This is a genomic window from Erythrobacter fulvus (assembly GCF_028595285.1).
Classification (GTDB): Bacteria; Pseudomonadota; Alphaproteobacteria; order Sphingomonadales; family Sphingomonadaceae; genus Erythrobacter; species Erythrobacter fulvus.
In genome coordinates this window covers 114,798-132,454 of the sequence record NZ_JAQQXQ010000005.1, presented here as the reverse complement: position 1 = coordinate 132,454, position 17,657 = coordinate 114,798, and the positions used below count along the sequence as shown (strand labels likewise).

The 17,657-nt window shown below is 64.2% G+C and carries 15 protein-coding genes and 1 pseudogene; 7 read left to right on the top strand and 9 right to left on the bottom strand.

The genetic code is table 11. The annotated features are described in order from the left end of the window. Positions 1–40: 40 nt before the first annotated feature. A complete protein-coding gene (locus tag OIK40_RS07985; protein WP_273677628.1) occupies positions 41–919 on the bottom strand; it encodes an IS1595 family transposase in 879 nt (292 codons plus the stop codon). 136 nt (positions 920–1,055) lie between these two features. Here OIK40_RS07985 and OIK40_RS07980 point away from each other — a divergent pair, with 136 nt between their 5' ends. Together OIK40_RS07980 and OIK40_RS07975 are read left to right on the top strand one after the other, a co-directional pair. After that, a complete protein-coding gene (locus tag OIK40_RS07980; protein WP_273677627.1) occupies positions 1,056–1,259 on the top strand; it encodes a hypothetical protein in 204 nt (67 codons plus the stop codon). After that, positions 1,256–1,669: a hypothetical protein gene (locus OIK40_RS07975; protein ID WP_273677625.1), complete on the top strand. Its 414-nt coding sequence runs from the start codon at positions 1,256–1,258 to the stop codon at positions 1,667–1,669. Before OIK40_RS07980 ends, OIK40_RS07975 begins: the two co-directional genes overlap by 4 nt. Positions 1,670–1,803: 134 nt before the next feature. Here the strand turns inward: OIK40_RS07975 and OIK40_RS07970 are convergent, their stop codons facing one another. The 7 genes from OIK40_RS07970 to fsa form a co-directional block, all read right to left on the bottom strand. Beyond that, on the bottom strand, positions 1,804–3,243 hold the full coding sequence (locus OIK40_RS07970) for an aldehyde dehydrogenase family protein (protein ID WP_273677623.1): 1,440 nt from the start codon (positions 3,241–3,243) through the stop codon (positions 1,804–1,806). 29 nt (positions 3,244–3,272) lie between these two features. After that, on the bottom strand, positions 3,273–4,955 hold the full coding sequence (locus OIK40_RS07965) for an acetolactate synthase large subunit (RefSeq protein ID WP_273677621.1): 1,683 nt from the start codon (positions 4,953–4,955) through the stop codon (positions 3,273–3,275). Between the two features lie 160 nt (positions 4,956–5,115). Next, positions 5,116–6,054, bottom strand: a complete 939-nt coding sequence (locus OIK40_RS07960) for a D-2-hydroxyacid dehydrogenase (RefSeq protein ID WP_273677619.1) — start codon at positions 6,052–6,054, stop codon at positions 5,116–5,118. After that, positions 6,051–7,517 (bottom strand): cysteine--tRNA ligase, encoded by a 1,467-nt coding sequence (cysS, locus tag OIK40_RS07955; protein WP_273677618.1) that lies wholly within the window; start codon positions 7,515–7,517, stop codon positions 6,051–6,053. Before cysS ends, OIK40_RS07960 begins: the two co-directional genes overlap by 4 nt. A 41-nt stretch (positions 7,518–7,558) precedes the next feature. Continuing rightward, a complete protein-coding gene (locus OIK40_RS07950) occupies positions 7,559–8,233 on the bottom strand; it encodes a nitroreductase (protein ID WP_273677616.1) in 675 nt (224 codons plus the stop codon). Next, complete coding sequence (gene cobT, locus OIK40_RS07945) at positions 8,230–10,068, bottom strand: cobaltochelatase subunit CobT (protein WP_273677614.1); 1,839 nt, start codon at positions 10,066–10,068, stop codon at positions 8,230–8,232. Before cobT ends, OIK40_RS07950 begins: the two co-directional genes overlap by 4 nt. Positions 10,069–10,074: 6 nt before the next feature. Further along, the gene (gene fsa / locus OIK40_RS07940) at positions 10,075–10,728 is read right to left on the bottom strand and encodes a fructose-6-phosphate aldolase (RefSeq protein ID WP_273677612.1); all 654 of its coding nucleotides are present in this window, start codon (positions 10,726–10,728) and stop codon (positions 10,075–10,077) included. Positions 10,729–10,788: 60 nt separating this feature from the next. Here fsa and OIK40_RS07935 point away from each other — a divergent pair, with 60 nt between their 5' ends. Continuing rightward, positions 10,789–11,445: a DUF2490 domain-containing protein gene (locus OIK40_RS07935; RefSeq protein ID WP_273677610.1), complete on the top strand. Its 657-nt coding sequence runs from the start codon at positions 10,789–10,791 to the stop codon at positions 11,443–11,445. Positions 11,446–11,449: 4 nt separating this feature from the next. Here OIK40_RS07935 and OIK40_RS07930 read toward each other — a convergent pair whose 3' ends face one another. After that, positions 11,450–12,148 (bottom strand): DUF4197 domain-containing protein, encoded by a 699-nt coding sequence (locus OIK40_RS07930; protein WP_273677609.1) that lies wholly within the window; start codon positions 12,146–12,148, stop codon positions 11,450–11,452. Positions 12,149–12,202: 54 nt separating this feature from the next. On the opposite strand from OIK40_RS07930, the gene OIK40_RS07925 reads away from it, so the two are divergent. The 4 genes and pseudogenes from OIK40_RS07925 to OIK40_RS07910 all read left to right on the top strand — a co-directional run bounded on the left by OIK40_RS07925 (position 12,203) and on the right by OIK40_RS07910 (position 17,474). Next, a complete protein-coding gene (locus OIK40_RS07925) occupies positions 12,203–14,368 on the top strand; it encodes a primosomal protein N' (protein WP_273677608.1) in 2,166 nt (721 codons plus the stop codon). A 35-nt stretch (positions 14,369–14,403) separates the two neighbouring features. Further along, positions 14,404–15,987, top strand: coding sequence for a cryptochrome/photolyase family protein (locus OIK40_RS07920; RefSeq protein WP_273677606.1), 1,584 nt, complete (start codon positions 14,404–14,406; stop codon positions 15,985–15,987). Continuing rightward, positions 15,948–16,547, top strand: a pseudogene (locus tag OIK40_RS07915) (glutathione S-transferase family protein); the annotation flags it as partial. The gene OIK40_RS07920 and the pseudogene OIK40_RS07915, both read left to right, overlap by 40 nt. Positions 16,548–16,703: 156 nt before the next feature. Continuing rightward, positions 16,704–17,474: a hypothetical protein gene (locus tag OIK40_RS07910; protein WP_273677604.1), complete on the top strand. Its 771-nt coding sequence runs from the start codon at positions 16,704–16,706 to the stop codon at positions 17,472–17,474. The last annotated feature ends 183 nt before the right edge of the window (positions 17,475–17,657 follow it).

Genomic DNA, 17,657 nt, shown 5'->3' with positions numbered 1-17,657 from the left:
TTTGATGCTCTTCTTTCGGCAATGGCCCACGGCCAGAAGCCTAGCGTGGGAAAGAAACCAGCAGCTCAGTCAGCATCGACGCAGGACGGTGACGCCGATTGTGACGATACTCAAACTCGCCGAGATACTTCGGAAGATGCTTCGCGCTGACGTGAATGTGAGTGCCGTTGATCCCGCGCTTTAGCTGCGACCAGAAGCCCTCAACGCTGTTCACGGTCGCGCCGCTGGTGCGGCATACATAGTAGCCCTTCGAGTGATTGACGGTCTTGTGCCAGTAGCCGTTCCACATGGCGATTTCCCGATAGCCGTGCAGCTCGTCTGTGTGAATTTCGGTGTGCGCTTTCACATGTTCAAGAATGTGCGGGACTAGCGAGACGGTCTTGCGATCAGCGACCACGCGGGTGGTGATGTTACCGCCACGCTCTTGAATGCCGAGAACGATGGTCTTGCCCTTGCCGCCGAAGCCGCCCTTGTCATAGCCGCCGATGAAAGTTTCATCGACTTCCACGGTCTTGAACGGCCCGCCCATGGGTTCGTCACTGTCCACGATAGCCATATACTTGCGAACCTCATGGCACATTCTCCACGCGGTCTTGTAAGTCACGCCGATCTGGCGCTCGACTTCCTTGGCAGCGACACCGTTACGCTTCGAGCAAAACAGGAACATGACGAAGAACCAGTCGCGAAGGCTAGTGCGGGTCGCGTGGAACGGGGTTCCGGCGGTCGGGTAAATCTGATGCCCGCAATACTCACAGCCATACGAGCGGCGCTTGGCGATGCGGTAGAACTTGGCGTTCTTGCCGCACTTCTCGCACTCGTGGCGCTCACCGAAGCGCACCAGCTTAAGGTGCTCAAGGCAGCTTTCTTCCGTGGGGAAGCGGTCCTGAAACTGGCGAAGGGTGGGGGCTTTCGTTTTCATGCAGGTTGTATAGCGGAAAGCGTTACGTGTCGCAAGGGGATAATAGCCTAGGAAATGAAGTGAAACATTTCAGGAACATCGGGCGACTCGCCCGGTGCAACACCTTCGACTCGGCAACCTACAGGGACGCAAAACCATGCTGCTTCGGACCATTGAAACCTTCCTGCGGACACACGCCATGCCCGCTACCAAGTTCGGGCGGCTCGCCGCCCATGACCCGCGCTTCGTGCTCGATCTGCGCATGGGCCGCATTCCCCGCCCCGACACCGAACTGCGCACCCGCGCATGGATGCAAGGCTATGCCGACCGCGCGGCGGCCGAACAGAAGGAGGCCGCATGATGCTGACCGAATCCCTGCGCGATCCATTCGCTCACGCCTTCGCCGATCTTGATGATTTCGAGGTGAAGTCCGCCCCGCTCGCCGGTTTCCGCGCACGCCGCACCACCGCCGACCGGGTCCGCAGCGCGCTCACCGCGCTGGCGCAGGGGCACGGCACGCTACTGTCGCATGACGAGAAAGCGTGGGCATCGATCACCTTTTCCGGCACGCGGCACGAGGTGGTGTTGGAGTTCCGCGGGCCCGAGGCCGTCGCAGGCGGCGAGGAGCTGATCGAGCGCCTGCCCGATCACGAATTCGCCCTGCCCGGCCAGCTGGTCGCCGATGCCACCATCACCAAAGTCGATCACCGCTTCGGCGCGATGGAGCGGCTGGAGGTGACGGCAGTGCTTTTGCTGCTGGAGGAGGGGTGATCCTTGAAGCGGCCCGTCGGCGCAGAGCCTCGGGCCGCCCAGCGGCCCGCAAGCGCGACCGCGCGCCCGCAGGTGCCCCGTAGCGAAGAGGAGGGAACTGCACCGAGGACGAGGCCCCGGAGGGGGCTTCGCAATCAGGAGCTTCTTCGGATCACCAGATTCCGGATCTCGCTCATGTCCTCCATCGCGAAACGGATGCCTTCGCGGCCCAGGCCTGAATCCTTCACCCCGCCATAGGGCATGTTGTCGACGCGGTAACTCGGCACGTCGTTGATGACGATCCCGCCGACATCGAGCCGGTCCCAGGCGTCGAACATCTGGAACAGGTCGCGGGTGAAGATGCCCGCCTGAAGCCCGAATCTGGAGTTGTTTACCTCCTCCAGCGCGGCGTCGAAGTGATCGAAACGTTGCAGGATGGCGAGCGGGCCGAAGGCTTCCTCGTTCTTGGCCTTTGCATCATCCGGCACGTTTTCGAGCAGGGTCGCCTCGAGCATGTTGCCGCGCGACAGGCCTCCGCCGCATAGCAGGGTTGCGCCGCCCTCCACCGCCTCGTCGATCCAGCCTTTCAGCCGCTTCGCCTCACCGTTCGAGATCATCGGGCCAATGAAAGTATCGCGCACCTTGGGATCGCCCGCGATCAGCTTGCCCGCACGCTCCACCAGCATCGCCTTGAAGCTGTCGTAGACCGCATCGTGGATCAGGATGCGCTGCACCCCGATGCAGGACTGGCCCGACTGGTAGAAAGCCCCGAAGATCACCCGCTCCAGCGCGTCGGCCAGATCGGCGTCCTTGTCGATGATCACCGCTGCATTGCCGCCCAGTTCGAGCACGACTTTCTTCTTGCCCGCCTTGGCCTTCAGGTCCCAGCCCACCCCGGGCGAGCCGGTGAAGGAGAGTAGCTTCAGCCGCTCGTCCACGGTAAACAGGTCCGCCCCGTCGCGGCTGGCGGGCAGGATGCTGAACGCGCCTTCGGGCAGCACGTCGCATTCGGCCAGCACCTCGCCCATGATCAGCGCGCCGAGCGGGGTCTTGGAAGCCGGCTTCATCACGAAGGGGCAGCCGACCGCGATCGCCGGCGCGATCTTGTGCGCGGCAAGGTTCAGCGGAAAATTGAACGGCGAGATAAAGCTGCACGGCCCGATGGGCACGCGCTTCCACATCCCCTGATAGCCTTTGGCGCGCGGGGAAATGTCGAGCGGCTGGACTTCGCCGTAATTCCTGACGGCCTCTTCCGCCGCGATACGGAAGGTGTCGATCAGGCGGGTGACCTCGCCCTCGGCATCCTTGATCGGCTTGCCCGCCTCCACGCATAGCGCATAGGCCAATTCGTCGAACCGTTCGCGGAAGCGTTTGACGCAGTGCATCAGCACGTCCTGCTTCTCGTAGGACGCCAGCCGCGCCATCGGCTCGGCGGCGCTCACGGCGCCCGCGATCCCCTCCTCGATCACATCAGGCGTGGCGAGCGCGGTACGGAACGCGACCTCGCCGGTATATTTGTCGGTTACCTCCAGATCGGTGTTGGGCTGCACCGCCTTGTTGTTGAGATAGAGCGGATAGGTGTCCTTCAGTTTCATCGGGGCAACTCCAAAATTGTCATCCCCTGTCAAAGCTCCTTCGACAGCCGCTTGATGTCGTGGTTCAGGATCTGGTCGTTCTCGGTATAGTCGACCGGGCAATCGATCAGGTGCACGCCCGGCGTGTCGCGGCATTGGGCAAGAAGATCGGTCAGGTGTTCGCTTGAGGTTACGCGGTGGCCCAGTGCCCCGTAGCTTTCGGCATAGGCGACGAAATCGGGGTTGCCGTAGGTCAGGCCGAAATCCTTGAAGCCCATGTTCGCCTGCTTCCAGCGAATCATCCCGTAGGCATCGTCGCGCAGGATCAGCACGGTGAGATTGAGGCCGAGGCGGACGGCGGTTTCCATCTCCTGCGAATTCATCATGAATCCGCCGTCGCCGCAGATCGCCATGACCTTGCGGTCGGGATAAAGCATCGCGCTCATCATCGCGCTCGGCAGGCCTGCGCCCATCGTCGCCAGCGCGTTGTCGAGCAAGACGGTGTTGGGCAGATAGGCGGTATAACCGCGCGCGAACCAGATTTTGTAGACGCCATTATCGAGACAGATGATCCCGTCTTCGGGCATCGCGCCGCGTACCTGCTGCACCAGATGCGGCGGGAAGATCGGGAAGCGCGCGTCCCCGGCAAGGCCCTGCGTATGCGCGACCTCGGCGGCGCGGTATTCAAGCATCCGCTTGAAATCCCACTTGCCCTGCGGGACGATGTCTTCCTTGATTTGCCAGATCGCGTTGGCGATGTCGCCGATCACCTCGATCTGCGGGAAATAGACCGGATCGACCTCGGCGGTCTTGGTAGAGACATGGATCACCGTCGGCGGGCTGTCCGAACCGACCGGGCCTTCCTCGTCATTGCGCATGAAGAAGGGCGGCTTTTCGATCACGTCGTGGCCGATATTGACGATGCAGTCCGCGTCCTGAATCGCGCGATGGACGAAATCGCCCGCCGACAGCGCGGCACAGCCGAGGAACAGCGGGTGGCGTTCGTCGACCACGCCCTTGCCCATCTGGGTGGTGACGAAGGGTATGCCGGTCTTGTCGATCAACTGCCGCAGCATCCGCCCGGTCATCTTGCGATTGGCGCCCGCCCCGATGACGAGGATCGGCTTCTTCGCCTGTTCGATCGCGACCACAGCCTGACGCACGGCCTTGGCCTCGGCACTGGGACGGCGGGCCAGCGAAGGGGCGAGCGGGCGGCTGGTGGTCTTTTCCTCGGCAATATCCTCGGGGAATTCGAGATGCACCGCGCCGGGCTTTTCCTCCTCCGCCAGCCGGATCGCCTCACGCACGCGGCTTGGGATGTTGTCGGCGCTGGCGAGCTGGTGGGCGTATTTGGTGATCGGGCTCATCATCGCCACCACGTCGAGGATCTGGAACCGGCCCTGCTTCGACTTCTTGATCGGCTTCTGCCCGGTTATCGCCAGCGTCGGCATCCCGCCGAGCTGCGAATAGGCCACTGCCGTCACCATGTTGGTCGCCCCAGGTCCCAATGTTGCCAGGAACACACCGGTCTTGCCGGTGTGGCGGCCATAGGTCGCCGCCATGAAACCCGCGCCCTGTTCGTGACGGGTCAGGATCAGCTTGATCTTGTCCGAATGCGACAGGCTTTCGAGAAAATCGAGGTTCTCCTCGCCCGGCACGCCGAAGATATATTCGACACCTTCCGCCTCGAGACACTCGATAAAGAGGTCTGACGCCTTTTTCGGATCACTCATGCTGTTTCCCCCCAAGCTGCACCGCCGGAACAAGGGCGCATCGCCCGTCTCCGCTATCCGCTACCGTGCAGATAGAACGGCAGTGTGACCGCTCCGTGATGGACCGGCCTTGCCCGGGAGTATTGCAGAAATGCGCCAAGGCGCAAAGCTTTGGGCCGAATCAGTAACCCATCCTAGGGTCGAACACCGGCGCGACCGGCTCCCCGCGCAAGTATTTGTCGAGGTTTTCAAGGAAGCGCTGGCCGGAACGCAGGAACATCTTGTCCTGCGCGCGGCCCGACAGGTGCATCGTTATATGCGCGTTGGGCAGCGACCACAGGGGATGGTCTGCGGGCAGCGGTTCGGGGGTTGTCACGTCGAGGAACGCCCCGCCAATCTGCTTGTTCGACAAGGCCTCCACCAGCGCGGGCTGATCGATCACGCTGCCGCGCGCGATGTTGACGATCACGGCATCCGATTTCATCGCCGCCAGCTCGGCCGCGCCGATCATGCCCTCGGTTTCGGGCGTGGCGGGCACGGCCAGAATCACCCAGTCGAACTCGCCCAGCCGCGCGCGCCATTCGTCGGGGCGCAGCGTGCCTTCGCCGCCCGAACGGCGCACCACGCTGACCTCCACATCGAAGGCTTCCAATCGCGGCTGGATCAGTTTTCCGATCGCGCCATAGCCCAGCAGCAGCGCCTTCGACCCGGCCAGCTCGCGCTTGCCGGGACTGTCGAGCAGCCATTCGTGCCGGTCCTGCGCGCGCACCACCTCGCGGTAGCCCTTGGCGATGTTGAGCATCCCCATCACCACATATTCGGCGATGGTGATGGCATTGATCCCCGCCCCGTTGGTGACGGTGATGCCGCGCTCGATCAGCACATCCATCGGCAGGAAATCGAGGCCGGCATAGATCGAATTGAGCCATTTCAGCTTCTTGGCCGCCATCAGCGAGCGGACCATGTCGTCCTTGTTGTTGGAATCGAACCAGCCGATTTCCGCCTCGGCCACCGCCTCCAGCGCCTCGTCATGAGTCATGAACCAGCGCACATCGAGGCCATCGGGAAGACGGTTTTCGAGCATCGGGCGGATCAGGCCCGAGATTGCCAGTATCGTCAAAGCTTCCACTCCCATCCCAGCGGGTCGCCGTCCATCACCTCTACGCCCTGCGCGGCAAGTTCGTCGCGGATCGCATCGGAGGTGGCGAAATCCTTGGCTGCGCGGGCTTCCTTGCGGCGGGCGAGCGCGGCTTCGATTTCGGCTTCGGTGATGCTCGCGGATTTGGGCCGGATGCGCAGATCGGCGCGCTCCATATTGCCCAGGCCGAGGCCCAGCACCGAATCCATCTTCGCCGCCGCCGTCACTATGCATTCGGGCGCGACCTTTTTCAGCGCAAGCATTTCCTCCAGCACGGTCAGCCCCTCAGCGGTGTTGAGATCATTGGCAATCGCCGCGTCGAACCGAGCCACGAGATCGCGGGTCACGCGCTCGCGTTCCCAGCTATCGCCGGGGATCTGCGTATCGGGCAGCTTCTCGCGCCACTTGGCGAAAGCCATCACCATCCGCTTCAACCGTGTCAGGGCGGCGCCCAGCCCTTCCCAGCTGAACTCCAGCTCGCTGCGATAATGCGCCTGAAGGCACATCAGGCGATAGGCGAGCGGGTGGTAACCCTTGTCGATCAGCAGTTGCAGCCGAAGGAACTCTCCGGAAGACTTCGACATCTTCCCCGATCGTTCGACGAGGAAGTTGTTGTGCATCCAGATGCGCGCGCCGGAATTCCTCGGATCGTCGAGGCCATTGGTGCAGCAATGCGCCTGATTCTGCGCGATCTCGTTGGGGTGGTGGATTTCGCGGTGGTCGATCCCGCCGGTGTGGATGTCGAAGGGAAAGCCCAGCACCTCGCCTGACATGACGGAACACTCAAGGTGCCAGCCCGGCGCGCCCTTGCCCCACGGGCTGTCCCACTCCATCTGCCGCGTCTCTCCCGGCGGAGTCTTGCGCCAGATCGCGAAGTCGGCGGCGTTGCGCTTGCCCTCGACGGCCTCGATCCGGCCCTCGCCCTCCTCGGTATTGGCACGCGCCAAACGGCCGTAATCCGCAACGGTCGAAACATCGAAATAGAGCCCACTCTCAAGCTCGTAGCAGTGCTTGTCCGCAATGCCCTTAGCAAACTCGATCATCTGCGGGACGTAATCGGTCGCGACCGTCCACTGCGCCGGCTGGCGGATGTTGAGGGCCTTCACATCGGCCCAATAGGCCTGCTTGTAATGCTCGGCGATGTCCCAGATCGACTGCGCCTTTTCCGCAGCCATCTTCTCCATCTTGTCCTCGCCCGCGTCGGCATCGTCGGTGAGGTGGCCGACATCGGTGATGTTGATGACGTGGGTGAGCTTGTAGCCCTTCCAGCTCAGCGTGCGCCCCAGCACATCGGCAAAGACATAGGCGCGCATATTGCCGATGTGGGGGTAGTTATAGACCGTCGGCCCGCAGGTATAGACGCGCGCCTCGCCCGGATGGACGGGCTCGAACACCTCGAGCGAACGGGTGAGCGAGTTGAACAGTTTGAGAGGCACGTCGGTCATGGCACGCGCTTTGGCCAGCCTACGCCCTTCCGTCAATTATCTCACTCGAACCCGATGAACTTCACCTGCTCGTCGAGCGGCACGCGCTGGCGTTCGAAATTGTTCACCGGCGCATCCGGATCGCGGTAGCCGATCGCCATGCCGCAGAAGAACATGTAGCGTTCGTGATCGAGGCCGAGGAAGTCGCGGATCACGTTGGCATAGAGCGCCATGTATTCCTGAAAGCAGCTATCCAGCCCTTCCTCGCGCAGCAGCAGCGCGACGGTTTGCAGCCACATGCCGGTGTCCGACCACTGGGCTTCCTTCATCAACCGCGGGAAATAGACGAACAGCACGGCGGGCGCATCGAAGCTGACCGCGTTCTTCATCATCGCCGCCATGCGCCCCGCGCCATCATCGCGCGCAATGCCCATCGCCCCGAACATCCCCGCCGACACGGCGTTGAGGCGTTCCTTGTAGGCATCCTCCTGCCCCGGCGCGGCCCAGTCGTACTCGGCCTGCTGAGGCGCGGACGTGGTGATCTTCGCCTGCAAGTCCTTGAGCGGCTGGCCGGTGACGATGCTTGCTTCCCACGGCTGATAATTGCAGCCCGAGGCCGCCCAGCGCGCGGTGTCCATCACGCGGGTCAGCGTTTCGAGATCCACCGGCTTGTCGAGAAAGGCGCGGATCGAGCGGCGGGAGGTGACGGCTTCGGTAACAGTGGTGGCCTTGCTCATTTTCTCTTTGTGCCCTTCTCATCCTCAAACAGTTCGGCGAGCTGTTCCATGATCGTGCCGCCGAGCTGTTCCACATCCATGATCGTCACCGCGCGCCGGTAATACCGCGTCACATCGTGGCCAATGCCGATGGCGACCAGCTGCACGGGCGAAGCCTTTTCGATCCACTCGATCACGCTGCGAAGATGCGCTTCGAGATAGCCGGCGCTGTTCACCGACAAGGTCGAATCGTCCACCGGCGCGCCGTCGGAGATCACCATCAGGATGCGGCGTTCCTCGGGGCGATGGAGCAGGCGGGAATGCGCCCAGATCAGCGCCTCACCGTCGATATTCTCCTTCAGCAGCCCCTCGCGCATCATCAGGCCGAGATTGCGGCGCGCGCGGCGCCAAGGCTCGTCGGCCTGCTTGTAGACTATGTGGCGCAGATCGTTGAGGCGGCCGGGGTTCTGCGGCTTGCCATCGGCGAGCCACGTCTCGCGGCTTTGTCCGCCCTTCCAGGCGCGGGTGGTGAAGCCGAGGATCTCGGTCTTGACCCCGCACCGCTCAAGCGTGCGCGCCAGAATGTCGGCGCTGATCGCGGCAATGCTGATCGGCCGCCCGCGCATCGAGCCCGAATTGTCGATCAGCAGCGTGACGATGGTGTCCTTGAACTCGACATCGCGTTCGACCTTGTAGGACAGGGCCGTGCCGGGCGAGACAATCACGCGGGAGAGCCGCGCAGCGTCGAGCACGCCTTCTTCCTGATCGAAATCCCAGCTGCGGTTCTGCTGCGCCATCAAGCGGCGCTGCAAACGGTTCGCCAGCCGCGTCACCACCCCTTGAAGCCCCGTCAGCTGGCTGTCGAGATAGGCGCGCAGGCGATCCAGTTCTTCCGCATCGCACAGGTCGGGCGCGGCCACTTCTTCGTCGAAGCGGGTGGTATAGGCCTTGTAATCGACGCTCGGCGGCACTTCGGCCTGCGGGCGGTTCGGGCGCACGGGCGCGTTGGAGGCATCGCCGTCCTCGCCCGGTTCGCCTTCGGACATCTCGCTGTCGGCCTGAGCGTCGGAGCTTTCCGCGCCCTCACCGTCGCCTTCGGCCATGTCGCCAGCCATTTCGGCGGCCTGCGGATCGCCCTCGCCCTGGTTTTCATCCTCGCCGGTCTGATCGTCCTCGGCCCCATCCTCGTCCTCGGCGTCGTCCGAATCGCTTTCATCGGGGGCGTCGGTGGGCCGCGTCAGATCGAGTTCGCGCAGCATGTCGAGCGCGAGCTTCTGGAATTCCTCCTGATCGCCGATCTTCTCGGCCAGCCCGGCGAAATCGCCGCCGACCTTCTCTTCGAGGAAATCGCGCACCAGCTCGATGCCGCCGCGTGCTTTCTCCGGCACTGCCTCGCCCGTCAGCGCCTCGCGCACCAGCAGGGCAAGCGCGGTCTGCAAGGGAACCTCGGAGGAATTCTGCGCCCGCACGATCTTGTCGCCCGCAGTGCGCAGTTCGGTCGCCGCGTCGAGATTGGCCTTGATCCCGCCGAAACGGTTGGCGCCCAGCGCCTCGTACCGCACCTGCTCGATCGCGTCGTAGCAGGCGCGCGCGATAGGCTCTGGCGGAGCGGACTTCGCATGCAGCGCGGCGTTGTGGTGCCGCAGTTTCAGCGCAAAACTATCGGCGAAACCGCGGGCCTCGCGCACCTGATCGGCAGGCAGATCGCGCCCCGGCAGCGGCACGCGGAAGCGGTTGCCCGCGCTGCCCGGCACATCGGCGCTCCATGCGACCTCGACCTCCGGATCGCGCGCAATCGCCCGCGACGCGCCGGTGAGCGCCTGCTTGAACAGATCGAGCGGGGACTGGTCGGCCATGCGTCTTTAAAGGATGCTCTGGCCCGTCTTGGCCCAGTCGGCAAGGAAGCCTTCGATGCCCTTGTCGGTCAGCACATGCTTGAACAGCGCGTGGATCACCGCAGGCGGCGCAGTCATGACGTCGGCGCCGATCTTGGCGGCCTGCAACACGTGGGTGACATGGCGCACGCTGGCGACGAGAATTTCGGTTTCGAAATCATAATTGTCGTAGATCAGGCGAATATCCTCGATCAGGTCCATCCCGTCGAAGCCGTTGTCGTCATGCCGCCCGACGAAAGGCGAGATAAAGGTCGCCCCGGCCTTGGCCGCGAGCAGCGCCTGATTGGCCGAAAAGCAAAGCGTGACGTTCACCATCGTGCCCTCGCCTGTAAGCGCCTTGCAGGTCTTGAGGCCGTCAACCGTCAGCGGCACCTTGATGCAGACATTATCCGCGATCTTGCGGAGGACTTCCGCCTCTTTCATCATCGTTGCATGATCAAGCGCGACCACCTCGGCGCTGACCGGCCCGTCGACGATGGCGCAGATTTCCTTGGTCACTTCCATGAAATCGCGGCCCGACTTGGCAATCAGCGAGGGATTGGTCGTCACCCCGTCGAGCAGGCCCGTGGCGGCGAGATCCTTGATCGCGTCGATTTCGGCAGTGTCGGCGAAGAATTTCATGGGTTCACTCCAGAGGTTTTCGAGTGGTCAGCGCAGCGCGGGAAGCCTAAAGGCGCACGCATGGCCAGACCGATCGTGTCATTCGCGCTGCTGCTTGCCGCCCTCGCCGCCGCTTGGCAACCATCGAAAGCGCTTGCGGCAGAGGAAGACACGCAATTCTGGCTGTTGACCTTCGCCACCGGCGAGGTTGCGGACGGCACCACCCTGACGGTGGACGGATCCCAGCGCTGGCGTTCGGACGCGCGCGGGGGCGACCAGCAGACGCTGCGCTTCAACGTCGATCACCAGCTTGCCGAGGGCGTGCGCGCGGGCGGCGGGATGATGGTGCTGGATGCCGGCGGCCTCACCGAATTGCGCCCGCACCAGCAGATCATTCTGGTGAAAGGCCGGTTCGAATCGCGCACGCGGCTGGAAGAACGCTTCTTCGACGGGGCCGACCGGATGGAGCTGCGGCTGCGCCAGCGGATTCTCTACACCCAGCCGATCGCCGAAGGCTGGCGCGCAACCCTTAACGGCGAATGGTTCGGCCTGTTGCAGGGCCGCAATGCCGGACAAGGCGCATCGACCGAACAATGGCGCGCGCAGGCCGCCGTCATTCACCGGATCGGCAAGCAGCTTGATCTGGGGGCGGGTTACTGGCTGGTGGTGTTTCCGCGCGGATCACGCACCGACCGTATCACCCACGTGCCGCTGACCACGATCACCTGGCATTTCTGACGCGTCAGAGGCGCGAGCCGAGCCCGAACACGCCGATCAGCAGCGGATCGCGGGTCGCGCGCGGATCGGCACGGATCGCGGCTTCCTCTGCCGCGATTTCGCCCCAGATCGCATCGTCAACCTCGCGCCCGATGCGCGATGCCACCTCTCCGACCCTGATGCCGGTGAGCGCGCCCAGCGCCTCTCCCACCAGCGGATCTTCGGCCAGCCGGATCGCATCGCCCAGTTCGGGCACCATCGCATCGAGCAAGGCGGTGCCCATCTCGCCGCGCAGATAAGTGCTCGCCGCGCTCGGCCCGCCGCGCACCAGTTCGATTGCATTGGCAAAGCCGATCACCCGCACGGCATCGGTCACCACCGGCGCAGCGCGGAAGCTCGCCTCGATCGCGAAACCGGCAAAGCGTTCCTCCAGCCGGTCCTTGAACAATTGCGAGGTTAGGATGCGCGACAGCGTGTTGCCGCGGCTCCCGAGAAACTGGTCGAGGCCGATCCTTGCCACCTGTTCGTCCCAGAAGCCGCCGGGCGCGGTCAGGCGGGCGAAGGCGTTGTCGGCGGCGATCAGCAGCAGGCGGCGCACCGCCTCTTCCATGCTGTAGCCGCCGCCGGTACTGGCACAGGCGGGCAACAGCAGCAGGGCACCGCCGCCGGCTACGCCGGCGAGCAGGGCGCGGCGGGTGGGGGTGGCAGCGACATTCCCGTTCATTGGCTTCTCTCCAAGCTTGCCCCTGCCCTATGCCGGTCGCCATATAACCCCAAGATGAACCGCGTTCGCCTCCTCGTTCTCAACGCCGCGCTCGGGCCGCTGGATTACCGGCTGCCCGAGGGGGTGGACGCGCCTGCCGGCAGCGTGGTGATCGCGCCGCTGGGGCCGCGCAAGGTGACGGGCATCGTCTGGGACGAAGGGCGCCTGCCGGGCGCGGAAATCGCTTTCGAGCGGCTGCGCCCGATTCTCGAAGTCCTGCCTGTACCGCCGCTCCCCGCCCCGCTGCGGCGGCTGATCGAATGGACTGCCGACTATTACTGCGCCCCGCTCGCCAGCGTGGCGCGCATGGCGCTGGCCAGCGGCGGCGCGCTGGGCGGGCCGGCGACGATGACCGAATACCGCCTTTCGGGCGGAACCCCCGAACGCATGACGCCGCAGCGCCGCGCCGCGATCGAGGCGCTGGAGGGCGAACAGGGCACGATGCGCGAACTGGCGGGCATCGCGGGTGTTTCCGAAGGGGTGCTGCGCGGCCTCGTCAATCAGGGGGTGATCGAGCCGGTCACCGTCGCCATCGATCGCCCCTATACGCCCGCCGATCCCGGACATGCCCCGCCCGATCTTTCGCCTGAACAATCGGCCGTCGCCGCGCGGCTGGTGGCGGCGGTCACCGCGCGCAAATTCGCCCCCTTCTTGCTCGACGGGGTGACGGGATCGGGCAAGACCGAGACCTATTTCGAACCCGTGGCCGAGGCGCTCAGGCTTGGCCGTCAGGTGCTCGTCCTGCTCCCCGAAATCGCGCTGACCGAGAATTTTCTCGCGCGCTTTGCCGCCCGCTTCGGCGCGGCGCCGGTGCTGTGGCACTCCTCGCTTAAATCGACCGAACGGCGCCGCGCGTGGCGGGCGATTGCCGACGGATCGGCGCAGGTCGTTGTGGGCGCGCGATCGGCGCTGTTCCTGCCCTATGCCAATCTCGGCCTGATTGTCGTCGACGAGGCGCACGAGATCAGTTTCAAGCAGGATGACGGGGTGCGATACAACGCGCGCGACGTATCGGTGATGCGCGCGCGGTTCGAAGCCATTCCCGTCGTGCTCGCCAGCGCCACGCCCGCGCTGGAAAGCCTGCATATGGCGGCGCAGGGCATTTACGAGAAGCTCGACCTGCCCAGCCGTTTCGGCGGGGCGAGCCTGCCCACGGTGCGCCTTATCAATCTGACCGAGGAGAAACCGGGCAGCCAGCGCTGGCTCGCCGGGCCGCTGGTTGATGCCTTGCGTGATCGGCTGGACAAGGGCGAACAGAGCCTGCTGTTCCTTAACCGCCGCGGCTATGCCCCGCTGACGCTGTGCCGCAATTGCGGGCACCGGTTCAAATGCCCTTCGTGCAGCGCATGGCTGGTCGAACACCGGCTGTCCTCGAGGCTTGCCTGCCACCATTGCGGGTTCGAAACGAGGGTGCCCGATGCCTGCCCCGAATGCGGCGAGAGCGACTGCCTGGTCGCCTGCGGGCCGGGGGTGGAACGTATCGCCGACGAGGTGCGCGACCTCTTCCCCGAAGCGCGGATATCGGTTGCCACCTCGGACACGCTCAACACCCCCGAACGCGCCGCGCAGTTCATCGCCGAGGCCGAGAACAAGGCGATCGACATCATCATCGGCACGCAGCTCGTCACCAAGGGGTTCCACTTTCCCGAACTGACGCTGGTGGGCGTGGTCGATGCCGATCTGGGGCTTGAAGGCGGCGATCTGCGCGCGGCCGAGCGCACCTATTCGCAGGTCGCACAGGTCGCAGGGCGCGCGGGACGCGGGGCCAAGCCGGGCGAGGTGCTGATCCAGACCCGCCACCCCGATGCGCCCGTCATCGCCGCGCTGGCCGATGGTGACCGCGACGCCTTCTACGCTGCCGAAACGGAGGCCCGCCGCGATGCGGGCGCGCCGCCCTTCGGTCGCTGGGCGGCGATCATCCTGTCCTCGGAGGACGAGCGGGAAGCGCGCGAGGCGGCGGTGCGGCTGGGCGATGCGCGCCCGCGTCTGGACGATGTGCAGATCCTCGGCCCCGCCCCCGCCCCGCTGGCGTTGCTGCGCGGGCGTTACCGCTATCGCTTCCTCGTCAACGCGCGGCGCAGCGCCAACCTGCAGGCTTGCTTGCGCGACTGGATCGGCGCGGTGCAATTTGCCCCCGGCGTGCGAGTGGGCGTGGATATCGACCCCTATTCCTTCGTTTGAGGAAACCGAAAGGGGGCGCTCTGCGTAACCCCCGCATGACCTCTCCCGTTCTCGTGCCGATCCTTGGCGACCAGCTTTCGCGCAATCTCTCCAGCCTTGATGGTCTCTCCCCCGACAACACCGTCATCCTGATGATGGAGGTGTGGGATGAGGCGACCTATGTGAAGCACCACAAGCAGAAGATCGTCTTGATCTTTGCGGCCATGCGCCATTTTGCCGAGGCACTGCGGGCAGAAGGCTTCACGGTCGATTACGTCACGCTGGATGATCCGGACAATACCGGCAGCTTCACCGGCGAGGTGGCGCGCGCCTGCGAACGCCGCGCCCCGTCAGAATTGCGCGTAACCGAAAGCGGCGAATGGCGCGTGGCCCGCGCAATGGATGAATGGGAGGGCCGCCTGCCCTGCCCCGTCAGCATCCTGCCCGACACCCGCTTCATCGCCACCCATGCCGACTTCCGCGACTGGGCCGAGGGTCGCAAGCATCTGACGATGGAATATTTCTACCGCGAGATGCGCAGGAAAACCGGGTTGCTGATGCGCGATGACGGCAAGCCCGAAGGCGGCGAGTGGAATTACGACGCCGACAACCGCGAACCGCCCAAGGAAGGGCTGAAAGCGCCGCCCGCTCCCAAATTCGCGCCCGACGACATCACACAGGAGGTGATTGCACTCGTCGGTGAGCGGTTTGCCGATCACTTCGGCGATCTCGAACCCTTCGGCTGGCCGGTCACGCGCGAACAGGCACTGGAGGCGGCAGATGCCTTCTTCGCGCGCCGCCTTGCCAAGTTCGGCCCCTATCAGGATGCGATGGTGCATGGAGAGGACGATCTCTACCACTCGATGCTGTCCACCAGCCTCAATATCGGGCTGCTGGAGCCATTGGAGCTGTGCCAGCGCGCCGAGGAAGAATACCGCGCTGGCCGCGCGCCGCTGAATTCGGTCGAAGGCTTTATCCGCCAGATCATCGGCTGGCGCGAATATGTGCGCGGGTTCTACTGGCATGCAATGCCGGGGCTGGCCGAGGCCAACGAGCTCAATGCAACGCGGCCGCTGCCCGAATTCTTCTGGACGGGCGAGACGGACATGCGATGCCTTGCCGACTGCATCCGCACCACGCGGGAAGACGCGCACGCGCACCACATCCAGCGGCTGATGGTGCTCGGCAATTTCTGCCTTATCGCAGGGATCGATCCACAGGACGTCGCCGACTGGTATCTGGCGGTCTATGCCGATGCCCTCGAATGGGTGGAGCTGCCCAATGTCGCCGGGATGGTGCTTTACGCCGATGGCGGGAATCTGGCGACCAAGCCCTATGCGGCGTCCGGCAACTACATCAACAAGATGTCCGACTATTGCGGCAAGTGCCGTTACAAGGTCAGCCAGAAGACCGGCGACGGCGCCTGCCCCTTTAATCCGCTCTACTGGCATTTCATGGAGCGCAACCGCGAAAGGCTGGAGAGCAATCACCGCATCGGCCGCATCTTCGCCACCTGGGACCGGATGGGCGAGGCCAAGAAGGCCGAATATCGGACAAGCGCGGAAAAGTTTCTCGACTCTCTTATCCCCGCCCGCAAAGGATGGGCGCGAAACGAAACGGGAGAGGCCGAGAAATGCTGACCATCCACCACCTGCGCCTGTCGCAATCCGAACGCATCGTCTGGCTGGCCGAGGAGCTGGGGCTGGATTACGACCTCAAGCTCTATAATCGCCGCACCGACAATCGGCTCGCGCCTGATGAATACAAGGCGCTGCACCCGATGGGCATTGCGCCTGTCATTACCGATGGCGACTTCGTGCTGGGGGAAAGCGGCGCGATCATGGACTGGATCGTGGCGAAATATGCGCCCGGCACCGCCCTTGTCCCCGGCCCCGATCATCCGGACTTCGCCGATCACCTGTTCTACTATCACTGGGCCAACGCCACCTTCATGACCAACGGCATGATGGCGCTGGTTGCCCAGTTCATGGGCGCGAGCGAGTTGCCTCCCTTCGTTGCCGACCGGGTGCAGAAAGGCTGGGCGATCGTCGAAAAGCGGCTGGGCGAGGCGGAGTATTTCGGCGGCAGCCAACTCACCACGGCGGACATCATGATGGGTTTCCAGCTCACCACCAGCCGCGCGATGAGCGGCATGGCCATCGACCACTTGCCGAACCTCAAGGCCTATCTGAAGCGCATCGGCGAACGTCCTGCCTACAGACAAGCAATGGCCAACTGCGAACCGGGAATGCCGCCAAAGCTGGATTGAGGCCGCCCTCCCCCCCCGGCCGATTCGCATCCCGACGCCGGTCATGTATACTCGCGCCTGCGTGTCTGACCGTGGGGGGAAGGAAACATGCCAAACCGGTTCCGTTCTGTGATCGCTTTCCTGCTGCTGGTTTCGGCAAGCACCGCTTGGGCTGACGATTATTCGGTGACGGCGGCGAAACTCGCCAATGCCATTTTCGAAGGGCAAAGCGACATCCAGAAAGAGCTGCTGCCGCCGCTCAGCAAGGAAGAATATGCCGAGCTCGAGAAACTGGCGGGCTGTCCTGCGACCGTGCGTGGAGGGGGTGCCGCCAGTTTCGTGATCTTCGACTGGCGCTGCCCTGCCGATCATCCTTCGGGCGAAATCGCCCGATCGACAGCGGTGCGTTTCAACGAGGACGGCAGGCTTATCGGCTTTGCGATCAATCGCACGCTGGAAGGCGCGCAGCCGACCGCGATCGCGCAGGCAAGATCCGATCTGCCATCGGTCCGCCCCCTGCTGCGCGCCTTTGCAGAGGCGGTGGTGAGCGGCGGGGACGCAACGCTGGACGGTCTGATCTATCTCGACAGCTTCGATGAGGCCCGACTGGCGCCCTATGTCGGCGGGAGCTTCCGCTTGTCGAGGACCATGGTCGCCGGAAATTTCAGCATCTACCTGTACAAGAACAAGACCAGATCCGGCGGGCGGCGGACTGCGGTTCTTCAACTCGACGATGCCGGGCGGCCATTGGGGCTGACTTTCGGCCCGAGATACGTCGCCGACCGACGATCGTCGGACGATGATGACAGGACGTATTATAGTGGCATCAGGAACAGGGAGCGCAGCGTCCAATCCTGTGTCGGCAAGACGGTGTGCTGAACCGCTCCGGGCGAGGCCTTGTTCTTCCTGCGTCTTTGTTATCAATAACTTTGCTTTGACCAGCGGCCCGTCGGCGCGTGCTTGAAACGCCCTCGCCCGGCTCGCCGCATCGCGCCGGTGCCTCGCTTCAACCGAAAAACCGGAACGCCCCGCAGGCGCGGCCCGTTCGTTCAGAGACAGGCG